Origin of the sequence: Undibacterium sp. SXout7W (genome assembly GCF_049339385.1) — a bacterium.
Classification (GTDB): Bacteria; Pseudomonadota; Gammaproteobacteria; order Burkholderiales; family Burkholderiaceae_D; genus Undibacterium.
This window is the reverse complement of sequence record NZ_JBMPPF010000016.1, coordinates 1-26,367: the sequence shown is the minus strand read 5'-3', so window position 1 is coordinate 26,367 and position 26,367 is coordinate 1. Positions and strand designations below refer to the sequence as shown.

The 26,367-nt window shown below is 45.7% G+C and carries 19 protein-coding genes; 6 read left to right on the top strand and 13 right to left on the bottom strand.

Annotated features, from left to right (window positions below):
* Window positions 1-81: 81 nt before the first annotated feature.
* The 4 genes from ACO0LB_RS14775 to ACO0LB_RS14760 all read right to left on the bottom strand — a co-directional run bounded on the left by ACO0LB_RS14775 (window position 82) and on the right by ACO0LB_RS14760 (window position 5,629).
* Entirely contained in the window at window positions 82-3,300 is a 3,219-nt protein-coding gene (locus ACO0LB_RS14775) for an efflux RND transporter permease subunit (protein WP_423050358.1), read from the bottom strand.
* Window positions 3,301-3,302: 2 nt separating this feature from the next.
* A complete protein-coding gene (locus ACO0LB_RS14770; protein ID WP_423050357.1) occupies window positions 3,303-4,532 on the bottom strand; it encodes an efflux RND transporter periplasmic adaptor subunit in 1,230 nt (409 codons plus the stop codon).
* Window positions 4,533-4,655: 123 nt separating this feature from the next.
* Window positions 4,656-4,856, bottom strand: a complete 201-nt coding sequence (locus tag ACO0LB_RS14765; protein WP_423050355.1) for a hypothetical protein — start codon at window positions 4,854-4,856, stop codon at window positions 4,656-4,658.
* Window positions 4,856-5,629, bottom strand: a complete 774-nt coding sequence (locus ACO0LB_RS14760) for an exodeoxyribonuclease III (RefSeq protein ID WP_423050353.1) — start codon at window positions 5,627-5,629, stop codon at window positions 4,856-4,858. The genes ACO0LB_RS14765 and ACO0LB_RS14760 overlap by 1 nt, the downstream gene beginning before the upstream one ends.
* Window positions 5,630-5,798: 169 nt before the next feature.
* On the opposite strand from ACO0LB_RS14760, the gene pyrE reads away from it, so the two are divergent.
* The 5 genes from pyrE to ACO0LB_RS14735 all read left to right on the top strand — a co-directional run bounded on the left by pyrE (window position 5,799) and on the right by ACO0LB_RS14735 (window position 10,979).
* On the top strand, window positions 5,799-6,464 hold the full coding sequence (pyrE, locus tag ACO0LB_RS14755) for an orotate phosphoribosyltransferase (protein WP_423050351.1): 666 nt from the start codon (window positions 5,799-5,801) through the stop codon (window positions 6,462-6,464).
* A 191-nt stretch (window positions 6,465-6,655) separates the two neighbouring features.
* Complete coding sequence (gene gmd / locus ACO0LB_RS14750) at window positions 6,656-7,693, top strand: GDP-mannose 4,6-dehydratase (RefSeq protein WP_423050349.1); 1,038 nt, start codon at window positions 6,656-6,658, stop codon at window positions 7,691-7,693.
* Window positions 7,653-8,606, top strand: coding sequence for a GDP-mannose 4,6-dehydratase (locus ACO0LB_RS14745; protein ID WP_423050347.1), 954 nt, complete (start codon window positions 7,653-7,655; stop codon window positions 8,604-8,606). The genes gmd and ACO0LB_RS14745 overlap by 41 nt, the downstream gene beginning before the upstream one ends.
* Window positions 8,603-9,850 (top strand): glycosyltransferase family 4 protein, encoded by a 1,248-nt coding sequence (locus ACO0LB_RS14740; RefSeq protein WP_423050345.1) that lies wholly within the window; start codon window positions 8,603-8,605, stop codon window positions 9,848-9,850. The genes ACO0LB_RS14745 and ACO0LB_RS14740 overlap by 4 nt, the downstream gene beginning before the upstream one ends.
* Window positions 9,851-9,863: 13 nt before the next feature.
* The gene (locus tag ACO0LB_RS14735; RefSeq protein WP_423050343.1) at window positions 9,864-10,979 is read left to right on the top strand and encodes a glycosyltransferase family 4 protein; all 1,116 of its coding nucleotides are present in this window, start codon (window positions 9,864-9,866) and stop codon (window positions 10,977-10,979) included.
* 75 nt (window positions 10,980-11,054) lie between these two features.
* On the opposite strand, the gene ACO0LB_RS14730 is transcribed toward ACO0LB_RS14735, so the two are convergent.
* From ACO0LB_RS14730 to ACO0LB_RS14690, 9 genes are all read right to left on the bottom strand, one after another.
* Window positions 11,055-14,225, bottom strand: a complete 3,171-nt coding sequence (locus ACO0LB_RS14730; protein WP_423050341.1) for a glycosyltransferase — start codon at window positions 14,223-14,225, stop codon at window positions 11,055-11,057.
* A gap of 100 nt (window positions 14,226-14,325) precedes the next feature.
* A complete protein-coding gene (locus ACO0LB_RS14725; protein ID WP_423050339.1) occupies window positions 14,326-15,294 on the bottom strand; it encodes an FkbM family methyltransferase in 969 nt (322 codons plus the stop codon).
* Window positions 15,295-15,453: 159 nt separating this feature from the next.
* Window positions 15,454-16,779, bottom strand: a complete 1,326-nt coding sequence (locus tag ACO0LB_RS14720) for an ABC transporter ATP-binding protein (protein ID WP_423050337.1) — start codon at window positions 16,777-16,779, stop codon at window positions 15,454-15,456.
* Window positions 16,779-17,597: an ABC transporter permease gene (locus tag ACO0LB_RS14715; RefSeq protein ID WP_423050335.1), complete on the bottom strand. Its 819-nt coding sequence runs from the start codon at window positions 17,595-17,597 to the stop codon at window positions 16,779-16,781. The genes ACO0LB_RS14720 and ACO0LB_RS14715 overlap by 1 nt, the downstream gene beginning before the upstream one ends.
* A 145-nt stretch (window positions 17,598-17,742) precedes the next feature.
* Window positions 17,743-19,197, bottom strand: a complete 1,455-nt coding sequence (locus tag ACO0LB_RS14710) for a mannose-1-phosphate guanylyltransferase/mannose-6-phosphate isomerase (protein ID WP_423050333.1) — start codon at window positions 19,195-19,197, stop codon at window positions 17,743-17,745.
* Between the two features lie 182 nt (window positions 19,198-19,379).
* Entirely contained in the window at window positions 19,380-20,180 is an 801-nt protein-coding gene (locus ACO0LB_RS14705; RefSeq protein ID WP_423050331.1) for a Crp/Fnr family transcriptional regulator, read from the bottom strand.
* A 149-nt stretch (window positions 20,181-20,329) separates the two neighbouring features.
* Window positions 20,330-20,683: a VanZ family protein gene (locus ACO0LB_RS14700; RefSeq protein ID WP_423050329.1), complete on the bottom strand. Its 354-nt coding sequence runs from the start codon at window positions 20,681-20,683 to the stop codon at window positions 20,330-20,332.
* A gap of 6 nt (window positions 20,684-20,689) precedes the next feature.
* Window positions 20,690-21,943 carry a tetratricopeptide repeat protein gene (locus ACO0LB_RS14695; protein ID WP_423050327.1) on the bottom strand — a complete coding sequence of 418 codons (1,254 nt, stop codon included), beginning with the start codon at window positions 21,941-21,943 and terminating at the stop codon, window positions 20,690-20,692.
* Window positions 21,940-23,823 (bottom strand): CHASE2 domain-containing protein, encoded by a 1,884-nt coding sequence (locus ACO0LB_RS14690; RefSeq protein ID WP_423050325.1) that lies wholly within the window; start codon window positions 23,821-23,823, stop codon window positions 21,940-21,942. The genes ACO0LB_RS14695 and ACO0LB_RS14690 overlap by 4 nt, the downstream gene beginning before the upstream one ends.
* A gap of 570 nt (window positions 23,824-24,393) precedes the next feature.
* On the opposite strand from ACO0LB_RS14690, the gene ACO0LB_RS14685 reads away from it, so the two are divergent.
* Window positions 24,394-25,698: a FecR family protein gene (locus tag ACO0LB_RS14685; protein WP_423050323.1), complete on the top strand. Its 1,305-nt coding sequence runs from the start codon at window positions 24,394-24,396 to the stop codon at window positions 25,696-25,698.
* The last annotated feature ends 669 nt before the right edge of the window (window positions 25,699-26,367 follow it).

Sequence of the window (26,367 nt, the reverse complement as noted above, 5' to 3'; positions counted from 1 at the left end):
TGTCAATCAGTACCAGCGAGAGGGTGTAATCAAATTACTTCAGTGCTTGAGCGCTTTTAGCGTTGTCAATGTCTGTGTGGCTCACGCTTGATGCTCGTGAACGTCCGGACGTCTGCTCACCAGCTGCACCAGACGCTTTGCACTGCGATATAACAAACGCAGTAAAGTCAGGGTCAGCAAGGCTTCCAGCATAGTCATGATAAAGCCGACCATGCTGTTGTAACGTGTCATGCGTTGATGCATCTTCTCCATCATCCGATCCCGTGCGATTTCTATGCTGTCATAGAAAGTCGGCACCACCAGCAAGGTCAGCAAAGTAGATGTAATCGTGCCGCCAATAATCGCGATCGCCAGCGGACGATAAAATTCACCGCCTTCACCCAGTCCCAGTGCCACCGGAGTCATACCGGCGATCAGCGCAAAGGTGGTCATCAGAATCGGACGCAGACGTATGCGTCCTGCCTGCATCAGCGCCTCTTCCCGATCCATGCCTTCGGCTTCATTTTTACGCGCAGCATCGAGCAACAGAATCGCATTTTTTGCCACCAGACCCATCAGCATGATAATGCCGATAAAACTCATCAGATTCAGTGTGCTGCCCGTCACCAGCAATGCCAGTACTACACCGATCAGCGACAGCGGCAATGACAGCATCACACCCAGCGGCGCTGTAAAGGAGCCGAACTGAATCACCAGAATCAGATACATCAGCCCGATACCAGATAGCAGCGCAATCAGCATCGCACTGAACACTTCCTGTTGATCCTGACCAGAGCCGCCAAGTGACAGACCGTAGCCGGGTGGGTAATTGAATGATTTGGCCAGTTTCATCGCATCATCAATCACTTCACCACTGGAGCGCCCCTGAGCATTGGCCGATACCGTGATGGTGCGCTTGCCATTGGCATGCTCAATTCCGGAGGGGCCTTTACCCATGCTGATGGTGGCGATCTGATCCAGCGGGATCATTTGCGTACTGCCAGATACGGCAATCGGCAGGCGTTCGATATTTTCTTTACTGACACGATCATCCGGATGCAGACGAACCGCTACGTCGCGCGTTTCGCCGGTCGGGTCGACCCAGTCGCCGACCTCAATCCCGGCAAACGCCACACGTAATGCCTGAGCAGCATCATTCGATGAAATACCCATAGAATTGGCCAGCCCGCGATTCAACTCTATCTTCAGCTCTTTCTTGGGATCTTGTTGCGAAAGACCAATATCAACAGCCCCCGGAACCGCTTGTAATTTCTCCATGTAAGCGCTGGTGATTTCCAGCAACTTGCGCGAATCCGGGCCGGTAAATTCGATCTGTACCGGCTTGCGTGCACCATTGTTCAGATCATCCAGCACCACATATTCGGCACCGACCAGACTGCGCACTTTTTCGCGCAATTCGACCGCCACTTCCTTGGCACTGCGTTTGCGAGTTGTACGTTTGCCGATGTCGACATAAATACGTCCGCCAGATGGTGTGATATTGCTGTTTGTGTCTTTGGTTTCCGGAATGCTGCGCGCGACTGCCGCTGCTCTTTCCATTTTCAGACGCGCATATTCAATCGACGACGACGCCGGTGTTCGTACTTCTATCATCAGATTGCCAGAATCCGTTGCTGGTAAAAAGCTGGTACCGCCGACTTTGATTTGCAATCCTAATGCCACTACCAGACTCAGCAGCGCAATCGCTCCCATCCAGCGCCGGTGATGCAAAGCCCAGGCGATGACATTGCCATAACGATCGGATTGACGATCGAACCAGTCGTTAAAGCGTGCCAGTATTTTGCTGAGTCCTTTTTTTGGCGCCGTATGATGATCGGCGGGGTCTCCCCAGTACGCCGACAGCATCGGATCCAGCGTAAAAGAAATACCCAGACTGACCAGCACAGAGCAGGTGACCGTCAGCGCAAATGGCCGGAACCATTCTCCTGGCATCCCGGGCATGAAGGCAACCGGAATAAATACAGCAATAATAGAAAACGTCGTTGCTGCTACCGCGAGTCCGATTTCTGCTGTTCCCTCCAGTGCGGCGGTGCGGCGGTCAGAGCCGCGCTGCATATGACGGACAATATTTTCACGCACCACAATCGCATCATCAATCAACACACCGATGGCTAATGACAGTCCCAGCAATGTCATGAAATTCAACGTAAAACCACAGAGCCAGACTGCAATAAATGCCGCAATCACCGAGGTCGGCAAACTCAATGCCGTGATCAATGTAGAGCGCCAGGAGTTCAGAAAGGCATACACCACAAAAATCGTCAGGCCTGCACCCAGAATCAGCGACTCAATCACATTGTTCAGACTGTTTTGAGCATCCTCGCCACCATCGCGGGTGACTTCCAGCTTGGTTCCGGCTTGCTCTTTCTCCAGCCCTTGATTAATGTCCTTGACCATCGCCCGCACTGCCTGTGCCACGCTGACTGTGCTTGCATCGCGTGAGCGGGTGATCTGCAGACCCACATTGGGTTTGCCACTACGGATACTCAGCCCGTTCACATCGGCAAAGCTATCTTCAATCGTGGCGACCTGCGCCAGTCTCACGATCTGCTCGCCATTGCGCCGGACCACAATCTGCTGGAATTCTTCTGGTGTTTCGATGCGGCCGACCAGCCGTATGCTTTCTTCATCCAGCGTGCCACGAATTTTACCGACAGGTGCATTCGTATTCTGGTTGCGCAAGGCATTGACGACATCACTGACAGATACGTTGAATTCACGTAATTTCTCAGCACGCAACAATACTGACAGCTCACGTTTGAGCGAACCATTCACGATCACACTGGCCACGCCGCTGATGCCGCGTAATTTATCTGCCAGCGTATCTTCTGCCAGTCGTGAAATCTCTGCATGTGATTGCTTCGATGATGACAGCGCCAGATTCATGATCGGTTGTGCTGAAGGGTCCCAGCGTTGAATCACGGGTTCCCGCATTTCTGTCGGTAACTTGTAACGCACACTGGAAATCACATTCCTGACCTCATCTGTGGCTTCGATCATATTTTTCTTGAACGAAAACATGACGTCAAAGCGCGCATTACCTTCGGAGGACGTGGAATACACTTCCGTCGCACCGGAAATACTTTGCAGAGATTTTTCGATACGGTTAATGATTTCGCGCTCTACCGTATCTGGTGATGCACCGGGATAATTAATGACGACGGACAGACCCGGCACTTCCACATCCGGATTCTGGTTCACACGTAATTTTGTCAATGCCAGTAAGCCCAGCGCCATCAGGGCAATGATCAGCACAATCGTGGCAGTGGGACGTTTGATACTGAAGTCGGATAGAAACATGCTTATTTCCCTTCCGCAGCGTTCATCGTACCGGCAGCAGCGACATCGGTGGTTGCGGTCGTCTTGGTTGCATTTGGATTTGCGCTTGTAGCGACACTCGCTGCCGCCATTTCTATGCTTTGTCCATCCTTGTAACCGGAGCTGGGATTGCGCATGACAATATCACCGGCCGCCAGACCTTGACGGATTTCAAGGTTGCCGGTGCGCTGATCCCGTTTGCCGACGACCAGATCCACCCGGTTCAGCGTTTTGCCCTTGATTCGCCATGCATACGATTTGTCACCTGCCTTCATCACCGCCGCTTCCGGCAGCATCAACGCATTGACTGTACTGGCTTCGATATTGCCTTCTGCATACAAACCAGACACGCGCGGCTGGGCGGTGTCGCTCAATGCGACCAACACTTCCACCTGTCGGGTAACATCGTTGGCAGCTGGGTCAACGCGCGTGACCTTGCCACGGAACTCCTGTCCCGCATAGCCATTAATCCGAAAACTCACCGCCTGGCCTATCGTCACCATGGCAATTTTATCGGTTGATACGCGGCCGGCAAAACGCATACTGGCCGGATCGATGACCTTCACCAGTTCCTTACCCAGAGACGCCGTATCACCGGCAGACACTTTGCGTTCGCTGACCACGCCATCAAACGGCGCCCGAACGACGGTACGTTGCAATTGCTGGCGGGCAGTGACTGCTCTGGCACGGGCGCCAGAGAGTTCACTTCTGGCGGCATTAAAACGTACCTCTGCATCATCAAGCGCTTGCAAGGATGTCATGCCGGAGGCGCGTAGAGTTTTCAGTCTTTGCAGCGCCCGATCAGCCTGATCCAGTGCTTGTGCCGCATTACGACTGGCGTCTTCGGCAGAATTCAGATTATCCCGGATGGCTGTCTCATCCAGACGGACCAGAATATCGCCGCGTTTGACAGCATCTCCATTTTCTTTCAACACCTGCAGGACAACCGCTTGTACTTCCGCCCGTAAATCTGCCTTGCGCTCAGGCTGTATTGACCCCGTAATCACTGGGCCGGAGGCCAGCGCATTACTTTGCACGGTCATCACATCCTCTGGCGCCACCAGTAATGTCTTTGGTGCGTTATTGTCTTTTTTGTCGCTGCCTTGCCCGGCGTTGCTGCTTTTGTTGGTATCGCCAGCATCCTTATGACTGCTGCAAGCTGTCACAGCAAAGGCAATAGCAATGGTAAGCACCACGAGTGTTTTAGGTAACATAAGATATCTCTTGCGCTGATGAAACAAATGGGAGGGAACGGAGAATGCAGTATTCCGTTACGAGGTCATTAAGACAAGTAGCAAAGAATTAAGTTGCAGTTTCAGATGGATGAAGTGCAATTTTCAGGGAACAGGATGCAAACGCAACGAGCTGGCACGGCGTGACGATGATGTCTTGGTTGTCTTGGTATTAGCAGCTTGCATCAGTTGATGTCGAATCAAGGTCTTGCGCTTGATCGTCATCGCCGCATTTAATGTCACCACGCCTGCCAGACTACTTTCCGGAGGGAGGAATATCTGGAAGGCGTGGGAATGAACCATCATCAAAGATAGCTGATGATCAGCGGGGAATGGTCGGAAAAGCGTTGTTCCTTATAAATATGGGCAGTCTGCGCTCTGCTGGCAATGCCAGGCGTGGCAACATGGTAGTCAATCCGCCAACCGACATTATTCGCCCATGCCTGACCCCGGTTACTCCACCAGGTATAAGCTTCTCCGGTGGTGTCCGGATGCAGGCGACGATAGACATCAACCCATCCCTGCTCATCAAACAAGCGCGACATCCATGCTCGCTCTTCTGGCAAAAAGCCGGAGTTTTTCTGATTACTTTTCCAATTTTTCAGATCAATTTCTTTATGGGCAATATTCCAATCGCCACAGATCACCAGCTCACGTCCCTCAGAGATCAGTCCTGCAAGGTGCGGGTAAAACTCTTCCATAAAGCGAAATTTAGCTTCCTGCCGTTCCGGAGACGAAGAGCCGGAAGGGCAATATACTGAAATGACAGATACATCATCAAAATCGCAGCGTACATAACGCCCTTCGGCATCAAATTCTCCGCTGCCAAAACCGATATGCACGGCATCGGGTTTTTTCTTACTGTAGACACCTGCGCCGGAATATCCTTTTTTTTCAGCATAATGAAAATGTCCGTGATATCCCTGCGGCTGTAAAAAATCAGCTGACATATCCCCAGCCTGCGCTTTCAATTCCTGCACGCAGACAACATCAGGATTTTCCTGTTGCATCCATTCAAAAAAACCTTTCTTGGCAGCAGAGCGTATGCCGTTCAGGTTGGCGGAAATGATTTTGGTCATATTATTAATGATTGGCAAGTTCGGGAGGCAGGAAGAAAATTGGGTAATACTACACTGAAGCTAAATGTAGAACACGATGAATGATAGTTTATACTGACGAGTGAACTGAAATGATTGCAATAAATTTCAGGATATAAGATTCCCATTTTTGAGTGGAAAAGAGCTGATTTTGAATGATTTAAAACAAGATTTTATACAGTTTTCGGTAGAAGCCGGCGTTATCCGCTTTGGCGATTTCCTGACCAAGGCAGGGCGCCAGTCACCGTATTTTTTTAATGCAGGCCTGTTCAATGATGGCGCCAATCTTGGACGCATTGCTGAATTCTATGCGCAGACCTTGCTTGATTCCGGTATCGAATTCGACATGCTGTTTGGCCCCGCCTACAAGGGTATTACGCTGGCATCCGCCACCGCAGTGGCGCTGGCACAAAAAGGCCGCAATGTACCATTTGCGTATAACCGTAAAGAAGCGAAAGACCACGGCGAAGGCGGCACCATTGTCGGCGCTGCACTGCAAGGCAAGGTGGTAATCATTGATGATGTGATTTCTGCCGGGACATCGGTACGTGAATCAGTAGAGCTGATCCGCGCTGCTGGTGCAACGCCCGCAGCAGTACTGATTGCACTCGATAGGATGGAACGTTCTGGTAAAGATGACGCTCTTTCTGCACACTCTGCAGTGCAGGATGTCAGCCAGACCTATGGTATGCCAGTCATCTCCATTGCTAATCTGAATGATCTGTTTAGCTACCTGTCAACTGCAACAACCGATGAAAGACTGACGCAGTATCGGGATGCTGTCGCTGCCTATCGTCAGCGGTACGGAGCCGTTTAGAGATTAATTGTTGACATAAGAGAAATATTTCACAGACAGTTGCATTATTTTTCCGCAGTGCACAGAGCGCTCACTGTATACTGTGACACTTATATACAATGCAATCTTGACCACAAATTGGTTTGGTGGATTTTCCCCTATTGCAACATCAAAAATTTTAAATATTCGCTGCGGCGAAGAGGTTTTGTTGAATGAGTAAAAAAGCATTAATTACCGGCATTACCGGTCAGGACGGCGCTTATCTTGCAGAGTTGTTGCTGGGCAAAGGTTATACCGTCTATGGTACCTATCGCCGTACCAGTTCTGTCAATTTCTGGCGCATCGAAGAACTTGGTATTGCCAATCATCCTTCTTTGCAGCTCGTTGAGTATGATCTGACGGATTTGTCCTCCAGCATACGTTTATTGCAAAACACCGGTGTGACCGAAGTCTATAACCTGGCTGCGCAGAGCTTTGTTGGTGTCTCCTTCGATCAACCGGCAACGACTGCCGAAATTACCGGTCTTGGCGCGCTCAATTTGCTGGAAGCCATTCGCATCGTCAATAAAGATATCCGTTTTTATCAGGCATCGACCTCCGAAATGTTTGGTAAGGTGCAGGCCGTACCGCAAATCGAATCCACACCGTTTTACCCACGTAGTCCCTACGGCGTGGCTAAATTGTATGCACACTGGATGACGATTAACTATCGTGAATCTTACGGAATTTTTGGTTGCAGCGGTATTTTGTTCAATCATGAATCCCCACTGCGTGGGCGTGAATTTGTGACTCGCAAGATCACTGACTCTGTTGCCAAAATCAAACTGGGCAAGCTCGATGTGCTGGAGTTGGGCAATATGGATGCCAAACGTGACTGGGGCTTTGCCAAGGAGTACGTCGAAGGCATGTGGCGCATGTTGCAGGCCGATGAACCAGATACGTTCGTACTGGCTACTAACCGCACAGAAACCGTCCGCGATTTTGTCACCATGGCATTCAAGGCAGCAGGTATTGGTTTGCAGTGGCAAGGCGAAGCTGAAAATGAAACAGCAGTTTGTGCTAGAACCGGCAAGTTGCTGGTACGTGTCAATCCAAAATTCTATCGTCCAGCAGAAGTTGAGTTATTGATCGGTAATCCTGAGAAAGCCAAAAACGTGTTGGGCTGGGAGCCTGAAACGACGCTGGAAGAATTGTGCCAGATGATGGTGGATGCCGATCTGCGTCGCAACACTGACGGCGCATCGTTCTGACATGTCAGGCAAGCAAAGGGCGCTGATTACCGGTATCCGGGGTTTTACTGGTCGCTATCTGGCACAAGAGCTTGAGGCTGCCGGTTATCAGGTATTTGGTACTGCTCACGGCGCAGAAGCGCAAGGTGACGGCATTTACGGCGTGGATTTATCGGATCGCCATCGTCTGCAGGAAATCATGGCAGAGGTGCAGCCGGATGTGATTGCCCATCTGGCGGCGATCTCCTTTGTCGCACATGGTGATGCCGAAGCCATTTACCGCGTCAATGTGGTTGGTACCCGCAATGTGCTTGAAGCAGCCGCATCGCCATCGATATCACATCGTCCTTCGGCGGTATTGGTTGCCAGCAGTGCCAACATCTATGGCAATACCAGCACAGAAGTGATCGCTGAAACCGAACCCGCCATGCCAGCCAATGATTACGCGGTCAGCAAGCTGGCGATGGAACACGTGGCACGTCTGTGGATGGATAAATTACCCATCATCGTCACCCGTCCATTCAATTACACCGGCGTCGGCCAGGCAGAGAATTTCCTGCTACCGAAAATCGTCAGCCATTATCGTCGCGGCCTCAGGCAGATCGAGTTAGGCAATCTTGACGTGGCCCGTGATTTTTCGGATGTACGTACTGTTGCACGCGCTTACCTGCGCTTATTGCAACAGGCGCCGGCTGGTCGCACTTTCAACATCTGTTCCGGCACTGCGTACAGCCTGCGTGAGGTCTTGGAGATGGCCGCACAGATTGCTGGCTATCCGATGGATGTGAGCGTTAATCCAGCGTTTGTGCGTGCCAACGAAGTGCATCGTCTGATGGGTAACCCGTCGCTGTTACACGCTACCATTGGCGAATTACCCACTATTTCTTTACTCGATACCCTGACCTGGATGCTACGGCATGAGGAAACTGTATGAATGTAGTTCTGTCGATTGAGGCAATTCACCCGCCTCTGGCCGGTATTGGACGTTATGCATGGGAACTGGCGACCCGCTTGCCCCTGCATCCGGATATAGACAGTGTCCGCTATTTATCAGATGGTTTATGGCGTGATTTGCCCAACATTGAAGTGCAGCCATCGCTCGTGCCCACAGCGCTGTCAGGCTTTGCTCCGTCTTCTGCTTCGGAGGCCACGTCTGTCGCTTCGGTGCCGTCTTTACCGTCCGTGCCGGAAGCGCCCAAGCTCAACTACAAAGGCAAGATACGCCAACAACTAGGGCGTTTATCGATTGTTGGTAAAGTTTACAATAAACTGATTCCTCTGATTGCCGGACACCAGCTCAACAGCGTACAAAACGGTATTTTTCACGGTCCCAATTACTTTGCTCCCAAGACCCGCCTGCCCAGCGTCGTCACGGTGCATGATCTGTCGATTTACCGTTATCCACAATGGCATCCTAAGGCGCGTATTGATCGTATGCGCGTCGCGATTCCTGAAGCGATAGATCGTGCGCAGCTGGTACTGACAGATTCTCTGGCAACTCGTCTTGAAGTGATGCAAGAGTTCAATTTGCCGCCAGAACGGGTGCAGGCAGTTTTACTTGGTGTCGATGACGTATATCAGCCTTATTCCGAAGCCGATCTGGCACCAGTGCTGGCGCGCTTTGGCCTGCGCCCGAATGGATACAGTTTTTTTGTCTCCACCATAGAGCCGCGTAAGAATCTGACCAATTTACTGGCTGCATATCGTGCCTTACCAGAACATATGCGCCATTACTGGCCACTAGTACTGGTCGGCGGCGAGGGCTGGCAAAGTCAGGACATCCATGACGATATTGAGCGTGCTACCCGCGAAGGCTGGCTGCGCTATCTTGGATTTGTCGATCAGCAATTCCTGCCCGCCCTCTATGCTGGCTGTCGCTTATTCACCTATCCATCATGGTACGAAGGTTTTGGCCTGCCAATTGCCGAAGCAATGGCGAGCGGTGTTCCTGTACTCACGTCTGACTGTTCCTCCATGCCAGAAGTGGCAGATGGTGCCGCGATGCTGGTGCAACCCGGAGATGTGGATGCGATTCATCAGGGATTATTGCAAGCGCTGGAAGACGATCAATGGCGGCACCAGGCGATCGTACGTGGCAGACAGCGCGCTGCCGAACTGACTTGGGATGCCTGTGTACAAAACACAGTCGCGGCATACAAGACCGTGAGAACCCGATGAGAAAGTGCAGAGTATGAAAGTTCTGCATTTTTACCGTACTTACTATCCCGACAGTTTTGGCGGTGTAGAGCAGGTGATTCGACAGATGGCGGTGGGAACCACCCGCCTTGGCATTGATAACACCGTCCTGACCCTGACACGAGATACAGCCAATCCCCTGATCGAATTTGAAGGTCATCATGTACATCGTGCCCGACTGAATTTTGAGATCGCCTCGACTGGTTTTTCATGGAGCGCTTTATCAAAATTCAAGGCATTGGCAGCACAGGCTGATGTTGTGCATTACCACTTTCCCTGGCCATTTATGGATCTGGCCCATTTCGCTTGTCAGATCCGCAAACCATCGGTCGTCACCTATCACTCCGACATTGTCCGTCAGAAAAATCTGCTCAGACTATATGCGCCACTCAAACATTGCTTCCTGAAGAGCGTCAGTCGTATCGTCGCCACGTCGCCCAATTATCTGGCAACCAGTCCGGTACTGGAGCAATACAAAGATAAAACAGAGATTATTACTTATGGCCTCGATAAGAGCATTTATCCTGTTCCGTCTGTTGACCTGTTAAATCACTGGCGACAAAAAGTAGGTGACCGCTTTTTTCTGTTTGTCGGTATGCTGCGCTATTACAAAGGCTTGCATATCTTGCTGGAAGCCGTGGCCGGGACGAATTTCCCCGTCGTGATTGTTGGTGACGGGCCAGAAGAGACGGAGCTGAAACGTCAGGCACTGGCGCTTGGACTGAGCAATGTTCATTTTCTTGGTGCTTTGCCGGAACCTGACAAAGTCGCCTTGCTGACTTTATGTTATGCCTTTGTTTTTCCATCGCATCTACGGTCAGAAGCTTTTGGGATTTCTTTGTTGGAAGGAGCAATGTTTGGTAAGGCGATGATTTCCAGTGAAATAGGAACTGGAACTACGTATATTAATATCGCCAATCAAACGGGCTTGACGGTTCCGCCAAACAGTCCTGTGGAGCTACGGACTGCGATGCAATACCTGCTTGATCATCCCATGATAGTCGCTGAAATGGGTAAACATGCGGAGCAGCGCTATCAGGAATTATTTACTGCGGAAAAAATGTCTGCGAATTATTCTCGCTTATATCAGGAAGTTCAAGCCAAGAGTTAGGTCGTCATTGTGAATGAACTAATGAAATACTCGCGATCTGAATAATGTAAGTTGGTACTAAGCATAACGGGATTTTTAGGTGACATCCTGCTTTATCTGTGCAGTTTCGTCGTCGTCAGAATATTGTGTTGAAGTAAATTCTTCAGGCCATTGTTGATCTACGATACAGTTCAATAGTTGTACTGCACTTTCTTCCCAGGTTAGCCAGCTTATTTTTTCAGATTGCGGAACACTTTGACGCTCTTGTAAGCTTAACCATGTTGTTATGCCCTCAGCCAAGGCATTGCCTGATAGACCATGGAAATAATGCGCATGTATACCCATTACTTCTTTAAAAACAGGTAAGTCCCTTGCAATAATTGGTAGCTTATGTTGTGCAGCCTCAATTAATGGCAATCCAAATCCCTCTCCCTCTGATGCGGCGATCAGCGCAGAGGATGCTTGATACAGTGATAAAAGCATTTCATCTGAGGCATTTTGTAGCCAAACCAGCCGTTTTCCTGCTTCTGGATGAGTAAGAAGGCGTTGAGCCAGATCGTCAATCATCCAGCCTTGTTTACCTATAATAACTAAATTAACCTCAATTCCCTGAGCCCATAGTAATTCAAATGCATCGAGCGTTTGCCGATGTCCTTTTCTTGGTTCGATAGTGCCAACCATGAGCATACTTGGTCTAGAACGGACAATATGTAAGGTTTTATCCGCGTCTGGTGTCAGGCCGGAACTGGGACTGCTTGCATTAATATCTGCACCCAGGTGAAAGTATCCCAGTTTAATAGCATCAGCACGCTTGGGTTGATGCAGTTGAGTCCACTGCAGCACTTCATCGAGCACAGATTTGGAAATGCAGACCAGTCCATCAGAAATATGGGTGACAGTATGAAGCCATGTGTGAAATTCAATGTCAGTTCCTGCCGGAAACGATTCAGGTTTTAATACAGGTAATAGATCGTAGACAACAAAGTAAATGTGCGCGCCATGATTTTTATATTGTTGCAACACGTCACGATTTTCTTTTGTACGGCTGATAAGCAAATCTAGTCCAAGAAATATGTCATCCTGGTGAATTTCTACTTGAGCATCTTCATTGCCAGGAATAGGGCAACCTAGCCAATTTTGTAGATATGTACGCGCGTAATAATATGAAGAACTACCATTCATGCTGTACACAGGCTCAATACGATAGCCACGTGGTGGTTTATGTAGCAGTGCAAGGATAATGCTGCGAACAACACGTTGTATGCCTGTTTTCAGATCAGTTTGGACTAAGGCTGTAATGTCTATTAATAGCTGTCGAGAGTTTGTCTCAGGATGATTTTTTGCAATGGCGGATGTAGCCTCTGACCATTCCTGATCTGATGGAGCGCCTATCAAGCTGATATTTTTTATGACTTGTTGTTGATAGCGATATTGGCTAACTGTATGAAAATGCTCTATCGCTTCATAATACTGTGCACCAATTTGTTTAGGTGAGTGTTGTGATTGAATATAAGAACTGGCTTTGAAAGATAATTGTTTTCTTACAACAGGATTATTTCGCAGGTTTTCTAGAGCAGTGCTTAAACTTTCAGTTGAAAATGTATCTTCAAGTTTAATGAGAATGTCCTCTGGCAGTTCATCCATTGAACCGTGTGCATTAACGATCGTTGGTAATCCATGGAGTAAACAATCCAAAACCGAAGCCGAGGTTTCACCGCGTGTCTGTGTTCGTAACTGTACTGCTGCATCAGCAGCAATCAGATAACTGGAATAAATCTCATGCGTTACAAAACCGGTGATGGTGATATTGTCTTCTGCATGATAAGAGTTAATTTTGCTTGCGATTCGCTCTCCGTAACTTCCGCCATCATTTGCTCCGACAAAGACTAACTTGCAATGAGGGTCTTTCGCTAAAGAAGAGGCAAGCCATGCATCCAGGAGTTCCTCGTTGCATTTTGTAAATCCCATCAGGCCGAACGAGCAGACAAGAAAATCGGAATTATTAATATGTAAAACGTCACGAGCTGTTTTGCGCATTAATACATGATTACGCTCACCTCTCAATAACGGAATCGTTATCCATGCGTCTGCGTAATGATTCCCGTACCACTGCTCAGCTAATTTTCGGGGGAAATTTGAATGAACAATGATTCCCTTGGCCTTATCCAGGACTTTTTTATTGCATGGATATTTCCATATGGTTTCTGTCTTGCCTATATTTTTTTGATCAAGCAGCGCTTGCAATCCGTGGGAATAATATAAGGCGTTACTAAATGCATCTTTTTTCTTATCATAATGATCAAGGTAATCGATGACATTTGCCAGAAAAAAATCATGAAGCACGACAACTCCCGGATGTTGCTCCAGTAGTTCAAACATGTGTTTATGAGCCGGGGAATTACCGATTTGGTACAGCACGTGTTCAAATTCATCCGCATTTTTTTTGAACCATTCAATACTCCTCATCCTGAGGTTTGACTGTATCCAGGGATCGGAGACCAAAACTTGATCAAGTATCAGTTCAACATCGTAGTAAATTACCAGCTCTCTTAATAACTCTGCGCTGTAATCTGCAATGCCAGAGCGTTCTGGAGGAAGAGGGGAGATAAATGCGAGTTTTTCCTTCCGGCGCGGCGGTTTGCGCGGAAGATGTTGAGGTAGTATTTCTGAAAAAACGGAGATAAATTGAGAGTGATCAGATAACGTTATATATTGGGGATAGCGTTGGGTAATTTGGGCAAGTTTATCGCGAGTTTTTTCAGACGTTGTTAGAATCAGTGAAGCTTGATTCAGATTAAATTGTAATCGGTAAAATCGTTCATCTTGCTTCGATAATAAGGGAATAATTGCGTCACTGACTAAAAAGACAGTTTCATATTGGCTCAGTGCGGGCACGATAGCGCGTATGACGTTTTGATTTTCTGCTTCTAACAGATAAGGTGCGAAAACGATATCGGGACTAAGTGACGCAAGAAAACCGGAGCGGATATTTTCAGCAGCTTGTCGCTTCCACGAGCCGGCCATTACTAAATTGTTTGTATTTTCAGAAAAATCTGGCACATCAAATACAACAATTTTTTTATCTGGAATAATTTTTTTAAATACTTGACGAATTGAACTAATAGCATCGCCAAAATAGCTGTTGAGTACAATCAATACGTCATTAGAAATCGATAAGTGTGCGATTAATTGTGTTATTGACCGCATTTCTGTCAGATCAATTTTTGCTTTACTCTGAAAATGTTGTAAATCAATAACAATACGCATAGTTGTACAAATGTCGGTAATTTCGGCTGTTCAGCATTTTATTTGTTATAGCTAAGGTAACATTCTTGTGTTGCCGGTATGTTACGCAGAAGTGGTTTTTTTAAGAAGATCGGTTTGAATGCATCTTGGCATCACGAGAACTTGCAAGCTTCCTGAAAAACCAGCGTAAAGGGCGCGTGATTCGCCATGAACTGCTAGCATATAGCGCAGTCAGTTGAGTGGTTAGTGTGGCGATTTGTTGTTGATATTCGGCAATTTTCAGTTCATTACTCATTTTTTCATTACGATGTTCTTCTAAAAAATAAGCAAGTGCTTCAAGTGATTGCGCTTCTGCACGATTGGCTCTTTCTATAGCACTACTTGCATTTGCCCATGCTTTATCCAGATGGGTAGAGATAAAATCATCAAATACATTTGCTTGTACAGAGAGTTTTTCGACTAATTCTGCATGTTCATTCGCAACGTAATAGCGATTTAACCCGTCAAAATATGCGAACTGATACGCATGCGGTACAACCAGATGCTCCCATGTTTCGTGATTGGTGATCCGGCTATTTGGCATTGTCGCTTCCACGATCAGTATCCATGGTCGCCATTTGCTCAAATCTAGTCCACGCAGTACTTCACCTTCAAATCCTTCTACATCAATTTTTAAAAAGTGAATATCACCAGTTACATATTGGCTGCAGATATGATTCAACGTTGACTGCGGTACTTTCAGCTCGATGATTTCAAATCCTTCAGATTGATGATTTTTTGCGACATCAGGATCATTGGATGCCCAGCCGTTCACTGATGGAACGTCGAACAAAGTAATATCGGCCTCCGTCGCACCGGCGGCAATTGCTAAATTAATATCTCTTGGCCGCTGGTTTACAAATGCTTTTTGGAATCGCGGCAAGGGTTCTATGTTGATACCGCTCCAGCCCGCATCATAAAATGCTTTAGTAACAGAGTGTTCTACTGGGTCATTGGCGCCTACATCAATATAAAAACCTTTTGGCAGGTGACCTAGTGCTCGCCACAACAACACATCTTCAAAATTTTGAGAGTAAGAAATAAAAGTCATATTGTTGATGTGCCTAAATAAAGTTGGCGTTGAACCAAGGTTTGTATTGCTATAGAAATCATTCTTGTTCCGTTCACTTCAAAAGAGTCAGCATTGATCAATCGTATTGTCGACTTTTTTGTAAATAATGCTGTTACTACAAAACGGAACGACTTAAAGTTAAGTGAATGACTCTATTTTTTCAAAATGAAGATTTGGCTGTAAATTAGTGAGCCCGGCCCATGTAATTGCCGCTGGGTTAGGTAAAACTACAAAAGCTGTAACTTCATGTAAATGCACAATCACTTCTTTAAACGAACCTTCACCATAGCCACCATTTGCTAAACCGATGGTAATCGTATATTCATCTGGGAAAATGCTGAGGTTGAAAGAAAATTGTACTGACAAAATACTATTTTTTTCTGCGCTACCTAAAGATTTTTGCATGCAATAGGTATTGGTTTCAAATAAAACAACGCCAAAGCGATTGCGTATTTTAAAGCCCGCATGTGGATCATCCAGCTTTTCTTTGATCCGGAAGTCTAGTCGTAAGGTAACCTCGCTATCCGCAATCATGCTATACATAGTGCGACCGTTTTGTTCGATAAAACGGACTCCAATGCAATCTGCTTTATCTGTAGAGATGCTGCCCGTTTTCCCCTCTAATGCAGGACTTTCGAATAAAACAATTTCCTGTTGATCTTGCAATAACGCGTCTGAGTCAGAGGGCTCGGTATTATTCTGATGAATTTGCAGAGGAATTTTTGCTTTATCCAGTTTGCTTAAGAGTTCTGCCTGATATAAATCAATCGCTTCTTTCGCAGACCCGTCAAACGCAAGACTACCTTCTTTAATAAATAAGCAGCGAGTGCAGGTATTTAAAACAGTACCTGTACTATGTGAGACAAAGAGCAGGGTGGTTCCTTCCTTTGTGAACTGAGTAATTCTTTCAAAGCATTTTTGTTGAAAGAAGACATCACCAACAGCTAATGCTTCATCGACTATCAAAATATCAGGTCTGACGCATGTTGCGACACTGAATGCAAGTCGCATCTGCATGCCGCTGGAGTAGACCCGTACTGGGGAGTCTATGTACTCACCAATTTCGGCAAAAGCCTCAATTTGTGGCATGAGCGCATAGACATCGTCTCTTGATAGCCCCATCAATTGCCCAGCCATTAAAACATTGTCACGTCCGCTGGCATCCGGGTGAAAGCCCATTCCTAATTCAAGTAATGCTGCAACCCGTCCATGCGTGACAATGTCGCCCGTGCTTGGCTGCGTAGTTCCTGTTATCAGCTTAAGGAGAGTGCTTTTTCCGGCACCATTAATACCGATAATACCAACGGCCTCTCCCGCCGCAATCTGAAAATTGATATCTTTTAATACCCATTTCAATTGATGTTGTAAGCCTAAAAATGGAAGCACCCACTCTGCCATTCGGGACCAACGTTTTGGATATTGTTTGTAAGCCTTACCTACATGATTAACCAGTATGCTTCCCATCAGAGTTCATCCACCATTTCGCCAGCACGTTTTCTGAATAGATAAATCGCGAGTATGCATATAAATATACTAAGTAACAGCGTTGGCAACAAATTGAGCCACACAGGCTGCTCACCATTAACCAAAATCGTCTGATACGACTGAATAATTTGTGCCATGGGGTTATATACAAGGAGCTGACGTACAGAGTCGGGCAAAATAGAAGCTGGATATACAATTGGTGTAAGCCAGAACCAAAATTGAATCACGATACCTGCGAATTGACCAACATCACGGAAAAACACATTGAGTATGCCAACAATCATTGCCAGGCTGATGGCAAATATCACTTCCAGTACGATAATCGGAATAAACGAAAAAAATACTAAGCCCGGAAAATTGCCAGAGAAGATCAGGAAAAAAATAAATAAGCCAAAAATAATCGCAAAATTAAGACTTGAGTTCAATACAACAATCAGAGGAAGACAAATACGGGGAAAGCTTATTTTTTTTATTAAATTCGCATTTTCCAAAAACATATTTTGGCCACGGTTCATAATCTCCGCGAATAATCCCCAGGTCAGAATACCTGCGCATAGATAAATACTGTATCCATAAGTCGAATCTACACCTGGTAGCCTGCTATGCATGATTCTGGAAAAAATAATGGTATATACCAAAATCATTGCTAATGGATTCAGCACAGTCCATGCTGCGCCTAATACAGCATTACCATATTTTGCTTTAAACTCTCTTTTAACACTGCCGAATATAAAGCCGCGGTAAGTCCATAAACCACGTAGCGGTGTACGTGAAATTATGCTGCGGAGTAGTTGCATAATGATGAGAGTTGAGTGTGAAATTTCATACGAATAAAGGTCATTGTTAAGGAGAAAAGCGCCTTTGTCTCGCGAAAAGGCGCTTATTATATTCTCGTGAATGAATAGGGTTCGTGATTATTGTCCAACGAAGAATGAAGCTGATTTAGTTGGATGTACGACCATAGATATCATCAAATCTTACGATGTCATCCTCACCCAGATAGGACCCTGATTGCACCTCAATCAATTCCAGATCAACTGTTCCGTGATTTTCCAAGCGGTGTTTGACGCCAAGTGGAATATAAGTGGATTGATTGGCTGTCAATGTAAGTATCTCATCTCCGCGGGTGACAACTGCAGTACCGCTGACCACAATCCAGTGTTCTGCACGATGGTGATGCATTTGCATTGATAATCGCCCGCCGGGAGTGACAACAATACGTTTAACCTGGAAATGTTCACCACTATCGATGGAATCATAGTGTCCCCATGGTCGATATACTTTGCGATGATTGTCTGTCTGGGGATATTTGTTTTCCTTTAAGCGATTGACAATCAGTTTGATATTTTGTGTGTTTTCTTTGTTTGTCACTAAAACGGCATCTGCTGTTTCAATCACAATCGCATTTTCCATACCCAGACATGTGACTAATCGACTGTCTGAGATGACCAGACAATCGCGAGAGTCTTCCATCATGACCTGTCCATGTACTGAATTGCCATCGCGATCCTTATCCGACACTTGCCAGACTGCATCCCAGGCGCCGACATCCGACCAGCCCGCATTCAGTGGTACGACACGACCGTTAAGACCTAATTCTGGTGATGTGGACAGTTTCTCCATGACAGCGTAGTCAATAGAATCTGACGGGCACTTCAGAAATGCGGATGGATTAATACGTACGAAATCACAGTCAACTTTTGCTTCTTGCATAGCCTGAGTACACGCGTTGAACATGGCTGGATTGAAGTGCTCAATTGCTTTAAGCCACGAACTAGCCCGCAACATGAAAATTCCACTGTTCCAAAGATAATTTCCATCTTCGAGATACCGTTGAGCAGTAGATAGTGCAGGTTTTTCTACAAATGCACACAAATCCCGGACGGCAGAGTCGCCTACTATTTCACCAACTTGTATGTAACCATAACCAGTTTCAGGACGATTCGGTACGATACCGAACGTGATCATGGCACCCTTCATTGCCTCCGGCAATCCGCTACGTATTGCTGCATGAAATGCCGTAACATCAGCAATGACATGATCTGCCGGCATAATCAGTAACATCGCATCGTCATTGTGACGAATTGACTCCAACGCTGCCAGTGTCAATGCCGGAGCTGTATTTCGCCCAATAGGCTCTAGTATCAATGTTGATTGATGAAAGCCGATAGCACGTAACTGCTCGGCAGTGATAAAACGATATTCTTCGTTACAAACAACGATTAACGTTTCTGCGACTGACAACGCACCATCAAAATCTTGTATGCGAGTTGCCGTAGCCTGCAGCATTGTTTCGTCACCTATCAGGGCGAGAAGCTGTTTAGGATGCTTTTCGCGCGATAACGGCCATAAGCGGGTACCGGATCCTCCCGATAAAATGACTGGTTGGAGTAACATTAATAACTTTCAAAATACATTTCAAAAAGATGGGTCAGGGAAATCAAGTTTGCACTGACGACCATTATCACAACTCAACAGAACAGGGGAAACAATACTATCAGCTAATATCGTTAAGGCAAGCAAGTTTACAAATAGAAAAAAATTAAGCACCAATTTTTTTCTTAAACATGTATGTGTTTTTAATTGCCCAACGCTAATTTTTGTAATTCTTCTGGTTTGCGAATAATTAATCTGTGGAGATCTTTTTCGACAATGCCTTGTTGAGCTAAATTGAGCAAAGCGCGGGTAACTGTTTCTCGGCTGGTATTAATCATCATCGCGATATCCTGATGTGTAGGTAAATTTTCCACAATTTGTAAGTTGCCAGGAACAGATTTTTTGGAAAGTTCGATGAATGCATAAATTCTGCGCGAGGTATTATTGATGCTCAGTAATGCACGAAATTCCGAGTCGCGCTGAATTTTTCCTGCGAGATGTCGGAGAATCATATTGGCAACAGTTGGTGAATGCGCAAATAGATGTAATGCAGTTGCACTAGGTAAAAAAGCAACCAGTACGTTACTTAAAGCAACAACTGAGGCTGAACGTGTTGAATCATTGATGATCGCAATTTCACCAAAAAAATCACCTTCATTCAGCATACGTAAGCCAATGGCTCTTCCATCTTCAGTGACGTCGACTACTTGTAATTGTCCAGACAGTAAAAAAAGAAGGCTATCGCCAAGACCACCTTTCTGAAGCACGACATCTCGACGATTAAATTGTTTGAAACGAAGCTCTGCTTTGACCTTTTGCATTTCCTCCTCAGTCAAATGAGCAAAAAGGGGTATTTTGCGAAGATGTACCGTAATCTGATTAACTTTTAAATGAACTTTTGTCTGTATTTGTACCTTTACCTGAATTTGTTCGGGCGTGTTGGAGACAGCCGCTGGTTCAATTGCAGACGCCTTATTCGTGATAACAGCAATGTTATTTGACACAGTCATTGGCTAACAAATATAGATAAAATTAAGTTAAAAGTTGATTGGACTGACCCAAAATTGTTCCGGAAAGGCATCGCGTCGAAGGCAGTATGGCGTGCAAAAAAGGGAGCAATAATGCCGCTGAGACGGTTTTCCGTTAGTTCTATTTAAATAAATAACGAGACAAATGCAATAAGTCCTACCCCTGCTGTATTTGCTGCCATGTCACGCCAGCAAAAACTTCTTCCAGGAACCCAGTGTTGCAAAATCTCGATCAATAGTCCGGCCAATAACAGGCCGCAAAACCAAGTGACAAGCTCTGCATTGGTGCTAGTCATTACTTTTGCCATGATTGATAAGACCGCAAACGCAATAAAATGCATCCACTTATCATTACGTAAAGGGGGAAGCCAGCTTGCGGGGACAAGACAACCTAGGCAGATGGCAGTAAACGTAATGATAAAGATTGTTATTTCAAGTGACATATCATATTTAGACAAAAATAATGGCGATGGCTTCATGGATTTCTAAAATCCTTGCCATAACCAGCTTACTTGCAAGACTTTACTATTGAACTCGAACAAAGAAATATTTTCCCTGTTGCTGACTTGCTTGATTTCTAGCTGAAGACTGTGGTTTTCTTTTATAGGAAAACTCAATGCGGCACGTATAGTTCTTGTATGTTGATTTCTCGCCTGATCTATCAGGCCAGGCGAGTATACCTGCTCATTTTGCCAATGTTGGTATGTCCAACCTAATTCGCCGAACACAGCACTGTTGATTTTGCCACGGCCTTGAACACTGATAAGGCTTCCGGATCGATGTCCTCCGACCCGATTTCCATTTGCTCTATCCATTAAGTAGGCTGTACTGAAATACACACGGTACGAATTTTTTTGATAATTCAACAAGCTCTTGAGTTCCCACGTATTCGCATCGTACCCGGCAAGGGTTGGATATTGTGTTCTTGTTACTCCACCAACAAGACTCCACTGAATTGACTCAGGCAGTTTAATTGGAGGCATTATCCGCGTTTGCAATAACTGTTGCGTTTGATACAGATGAGAGTTCAGCGTTAGTGCTCCCAGCATAGCGGTCTGGCTGACATTCCATTCACCCAGCTTGAGAGGATGTTCTACACCGATGCCAATTGCCATTGTGTTGAACTGTGACAGCTCATCAAATTGGCGCGTCCTTAATTGTGCAAAACCAACCGTACTGCCCGGCGATAGCTCGCGTAAATAGTCGATCGATATGGCACTGAACCGGTCTTTTTTGGGAAGATATTCGGGTAACAGCTGTAAATCAATCTGTGTAATGCCTGTTCCCAGAGTAAAGTTGGGGTTGCTTGCCCCTTGGTTTACATTGCTATCGATTCCGCGTTCTACCAACACAGAAAATCTTTGATTGATAGAATTTTTGTTGCAGCCTTGAGTTTGATGCTGCGTAATGATTTCCAGAATTGCCGGGGCAGGAGAGAAACGTTCAATAATATTATTGAATAATTGATTAGCTTCTTTCGTATTGCCTAACTCACATTGAATAATGGCCAGATCAAGTAATGCACCAGCGTGTTGAGGTTCAATAGCGATTAATCTGCCAAGAATTTCCTTTGCATCCTGATTCCTTTGTTCATGAATAGCTTTTAATGCATCAAGGTATAACTCCTCACTCATTGATGATTGAGCTTGTGCAGGCAAAGAAGAAAATAGGCAGATCATAAAACTGCCAAGTAATCGGAGGATAGTTTGCGGAATCTCGATTTTGTTGAAGATTGTCATTCGCTTACTTCCAGCGTGAACAATTTGCTTGGATGGTCTTTGCCTTTTAATACACGTTCCCCTAAAAATTTGAATTTGTGGCGAGTTGCATTCTTGACGGTGCCTTCACCGACGATAATATCGTAAGGCAGGCTTCGGGCTGCATCTTCCAGTCGTGAAGCAACATTCACACTATCTCCGACTGCGGTATAGATACTACGATAAGAGGTTCCGAAATCGCCAGCCATTGCCAGACCGCTTTCAATGCCTATGCGTCCTCTGATGGGTTTTAAACCCAAATTTTTTCTTGTTGTATTAAAAATCCGCAAATTGTTCATGATTTCTATACCTGCATCAAGCGCCAGATCGGCATGATTTTCCACTGGTAATGGTGCTCCCCAGAAGGCAACTAATCCATCCCCGGTATATTTATCCAGCGTCCCCCCTTTCGCCATGACTGGTTCTGTAAGACATTTCAAAAAATCGCGCGTCAGTGTAGCAGCATCTTCAATGGGCAAATTTCCTACATGACTCGTATAGCCTTCCATATCTGCAATTAACGTGGTTACATAGCATTGGCGAGGTGCCAAAGGATCTTTGAGGTCGCTACGCAACAGCTCATCCACCACTGCCTTTGCGACGTATTGTTGTAACGTACCCAATAGACGTTGTGATTTTCCTTGTGCTATTTGCCAGCCATAAGGAACTGCCATTGTTAATAAAAACAAATTAGATAACAAAGGTGCTGTTGGTGAAAAGAAATTATCATGTTGACATATTAAATACGCAAATAAAAGCCAGATGATAGAAGCAGCGCCTAAGATGATGCTATTGCTCAATGCCGATAATCTGGGAAAGGTATAGACGGCAATACAAGCCACAAAGGCAGAAAACAGCGTAGCAATCAGCTTTCCTGGCCAATTCACAGGAGCTATCCCAGCTTGTGCATCGAGCAATCCTGACAGTACGGATGCATGAACTAAAAAACCACTGGTCGATGGCGATAGCGGAGTTGTTACTCTATCGCTGAGATTGAGCGACGATGAACCTAGAATAATCAGTTTGTCTTTTACAAAAACAGACGGTGCCTTTAATTCCAGGATATCTGACGCTTTAATAATCGTAAACGCAGATAAGTGATGTTGGTAGGGAACACGCATAAAACCATCGCTTCTTGTTTTTTGATGGAATAAATCAACTATGGGTGAGGTGGCGCCTGTATTCGGGTTGTGCGCGCAACAATTGAATAGAGCGCTTGATAAAGTGGGATAAAGAAATCCATGAAACTCTGTCATTGGAGGAATGTGTCTTAATACACCATCCGCGTCAGGTACAAAGCCAATATTGCCTATATGTTTCGCATGGATTAAACCTGCATGATTCCCGATAAAGCCACTGGCCGTAATGACTGGCCCAGAGTGTTCTGTTTGCTTGTTGGCAGGAATGCCACCGATGAGATTGCCAATGGCAAGAGGCGTATGGTTGTAATCCAGCACCTGGGCCATCACAACAGGGCCATGTTGTGCGAGCATTGCTAAGCGCGCATCTCCTTCCTCATCCGCTGGTTCAGAGAAAAAAATATCAAGTGCAACACCGCGGGCACCGTAACTACCAAGCAAATGCTCTATTAAATCGGCAATTTTAGACCTTGGCCAAGGCCAGGGACCGATTTTTACCAAGCTGGTTTCGTCGATATCGACCATGGTAATTCGGTTTTCAGGTACATCCGATGCATGCATGATGGTGAAACGATCCCGAAGCCATTCATCACCAGGGTAAGTATTGACGGCAGGCGTCCACCATTGCATCACGGCAGTGATACAAACAGCGGCGATACCGAACATGCGCCAAGCCATATTCGACACGACCGGGGCATTGAGCGACCTGGATAAAAAAATCATGATTCAATGATGAGTTGTTAGTGCATGCAGAGGATAAAACTCTGTCGATATTCTGTGTCCGGTGTAATGTAAACGTCAAAACAGCTCAATTTTTCATTAAATTTATTATCAATGACGATCAATATTAGGAATGACGATTTTTATAGCGTAAAAAGAAAAGTTTCTGCATCAGAAGCCTGAATGAGTTGTTTTTCGTTGCTTTATTTGACTCGCCTGTAATTGTATGTTGTATCGACAGTGATACTTTGAAATTTTAACTAAATGACATTTTTTATGTGAGTTTAATTGCATTGAAATTAATTTTTTTGCGGAAATATGTCGAATAATTCGTGCTATATTACGTTAAAAATGCAAAAAATGTGATCGTTATCACATAATCATTTGCTCTAAAGAGGATAATTCGTTATTGAACATTCGATTGGCAGAATATTCGTGGATCTCATTTCATGATTCTGCTGAAGATTGATGTAAGCCAAGGTAACCACGATCAAGGGTTGCCTTTTGAAGGCTGATCGCAATATTGATCCATAGGATTGGTATCCGCCACGCTGCACAAAACAAGGAAGTCCCATGAAACGCCATCTTATACAATTAGCTCAATGCGTCGCTCTGCTGGGAGGTATGTTGCAGGCTTCCGCTTATGCTGATAACGCTGGACATATTGTATTTGTATCCGGCAAAGCAGACATCGGCGGTCAGAGTGTGGCACTTAATTCTCCAGTGGCAGAAGGAGCAGAATTGACAACGGGTGCAGATGGTTATCTGTACTTGAAAACCATTGATAATGGTTTTTTCATATTGCGCCCTAATAGCCGCGCTCGTATTGTTGCTTATCATGTGGATACCCGCGAACCAGCTAATACGCACATTAAGCTGGAATTGCTCAATGGTGTTGCACGTAGTATTTCTGGGGATGCCGTTAAGCAGGCGAGGCAGAATTTCCGCTTTAATACACCAGTTGCAGCGATAGGTGTGCGTGGAACTGATTTCACTGTGTACACAAATCAGGAAACATCCAGGATCGCTGTAATTTCTGGAGGCGTTGTGGCGAGTGGATTTGTGCCTGGCTGTTCCCCGCAGGGGACTGGCCCATGCGAAGGAAGTATGAGTGCTGAATTATTTGCTCGTCAGCAAGGGCAATTACTGCAGATCAGTAAAGATCAGGTCAAACCTCTGCTCTTGCAAAGTAATGGCGTCGCTCCTGATGTGATTGCGCCACCGCGTCCAGATGAGCCAGGCAGCAAGGCGGCCAACACTGGTTCAACAGTTATTTCATCGACACCAGTGAATGAGCTTAACCTTGATCCTAAAAGAGGGGCTGATATTAAACAGGCAATCAGCGCACCGGGTCTGAATACAAATAATCAGGGCACAAGTCAAATCATGTGGGGTCGTTGGGCCGAAGTGTTGGGGCAGCCCGCCAAACTGGATTTAGTCAAGCTGAGTAGTGAGGCAAAAACGATTGCCATTTTGGATAACTTTGCTTTATTTCAAACAAAAAATACCGAATGGCAGCCGCCCAACACAGGAACCATGGGCTTTGCATTAAAAGACAGCGAGGCTTATGTCAGAGACGAAGTCAAAGGACTGATGACCGTTGCACAAATTCAGAATGCGAGTCTGAATGTTGATTTTGCCAAAGCAACGTTTGCGACAAATTTCGACTTAAATACAACGATTGGTGCTTACAAATTAAACAGTGTCGGTAGCGTTGATAGTAAAGGTCAGTTCAGTAACGACAATATTTTTACATCAAACATGGTCGTTCAAGGTGTGCTCACACCTGAAAATGGTGGCGCTGCTGCATACTTGTTCAAATCCCGTCTGGATGATACGCATCTTGCAGCAGGTGCAACGGTTTGGGCTAAAAAGTAAAATTCTGCCCAAAAATGTTGTTATCGCTCTCACATGAAGAGAGCTACCGTTGGCGCAAAGCCAATTTATTCTAAGCATCATACATATCCCACATTGGCGTGATGCTTAGTACTCCCTTATTTTGCACCTCATTTTCATCCTGATAAGAGATATTCCGTTTTACCCATAATGACGGGTGAGTATGGATGGGTGACAAATCAGATCAATGCATATTGTAGTAATTACCAAATACTAAAAAACAATTACTACAATATTCGCATATCAATAGAACGTAAAAAACCGCGTAAACACACGCGATTCGGCAGATATACCAATAATAATGCTTGCTTCTTTTGGTATACTAAAGTTAACAGTGGATTGGATTATCCAGTGGGACTTGGCGGTAATAGATTTTTACAAAATTGCCGTCAATATTATTTGTTTTGTGATGTCTGTCACATAAACTTGTGAAGTCTTCTGACATCATCCGTTACGCTGTAATGCAGACTACAATTGTTGTAAAACTGCAAATTAATCAACTCAGAACTTTATTAGGAGCTTCTAATGGGTATTTACGATCAAGCCATCCAGCAACTGTACGTTGCTTACTTCAATCGTCCTGCTGATCCAGCAGGTCTGAACTACTGGAACACAGTAGTAGCAGCAAACAAAGGCTCCACAACAGCAGTT

What these genes read in the sequence shown, in the direction of transcription:
- ACO0LB_RS14775 (WP_423050358.1), bottom strand. Translation starts at nt 3,300, where the DNA reads ATGTTTCTATCCGACTTCAGTATCAAACGTCCCACTGCCACGATTGTG.
- ACO0LB_RS14770 (WP_423050357.1), bottom strand. Translation starts at nt 4,532, where the DNA reads ATGTTACCTAAAACACTCGTGGTGCTTACCATTGCTATTGCCTTTGCT.
- ACO0LB_RS14765 (WP_423050355.1), bottom strand. Translation starts at nt 4,856, where the DNA reads ATGATGGTTCATTCCCACGCCTTCCAGATATTCCTCCCTCCGGAAAGT.
- ACO0LB_RS14760 (WP_423050353.1), bottom strand. Translation starts at nt 5,629, where the DNA reads ATGACCAAAATCATTTCCGCCAACCTGAACGGCATACGCTCTGCTGCC.
- gmd (WP_423050349.1), top strand. Translation starts at nt 6,656, where the DNA reads ATGAGTAAAAAAGCATTAATTACCGGCATTACCGGTCAGGACGGCGCT.
- ACO0LB_RS14745 (WP_423050347.1), top strand. Translation starts at nt 7,653, where the DNA reads ATGCCGATCTGCGTCGCAACACTGACGGCGCATCGTTCTGACATGTCA.
- ACO0LB_RS14740 (WP_423050345.1), top strand. Translation starts at nt 8,603, where the DNA reads ATGAATGTAGTTCTGTCGATTGAGGCAATTCACCCGCCTCTGGCCGGT.
- ACO0LB_RS14735 (WP_423050343.1), top strand. Translation starts at nt 9,864, where the DNA reads ATGAAAGTTCTGCATTTTTACCGTACTTACTATCCCGACAGTTTTGGC.
- ACO0LB_RS14730 (WP_423050341.1), bottom strand. Translation starts at nt 14,225, where the DNA reads ATGCGTATTGTTATTGATTTACAACATTTTCAGAGTAAAGCAAAAATT.
- ACO0LB_RS14725 (WP_423050339.1), bottom strand. Translation starts at nt 15,294, where the DNA reads ATGACTTTTATTTCTTACTCTCAAAATTTTGAAGATGTGTTGTTGTGG.
- ACO0LB_RS14720 (WP_423050337.1), bottom strand. Translation starts at nt 16,779, where the DNA reads ATGGGAAGCATACTGGTTAATCATGTAGGTAAGGCTTACAAACAATAT.
- ACO0LB_RS14715 (WP_423050335.1), bottom strand. Translation starts at nt 17,597, where the DNA reads ATGCAACTACTCCGCAGCATAATTTCACGTACACCGCTACGTGGTTTA.
- ACO0LB_RS14710 (WP_423050333.1), bottom strand. Translation starts at nt 19,197, where the DNA reads ATGTTACTCCAACCAGTCATTTTATCGGGAGGATCCGGTACCCGCTTA.
- ACO0LB_RS14700 (WP_423050329.1), bottom strand. Translation starts at nt 20,683, where the DNA reads ATGAAGCCATCGCCATTATTTTTGTCTAAATATGATATGTCACTTGAA.
- ACO0LB_RS14695 (WP_423050327.1), bottom strand. Translation starts at nt 21,943, where the DNA reads ATGACAATCTTCAACAAAATCGAGATTCCGCAAACTATCCTCCGATTA.
- ACO0LB_RS14690 (WP_423050325.1), bottom strand. Translation starts at nt 23,823, where the DNA reads ATGATTTTTTTATCCAGGTCGCTCAATGCCCCGGTCGTGTCGAATATG.
- ACO0LB_RS14685 (WP_423050323.1), top strand. Translation starts at nt 24,394, where the DNA reads ATGAAACGCCATCTTATACAATTAGCTCAATGCGTCGCTCTGCTGGGA.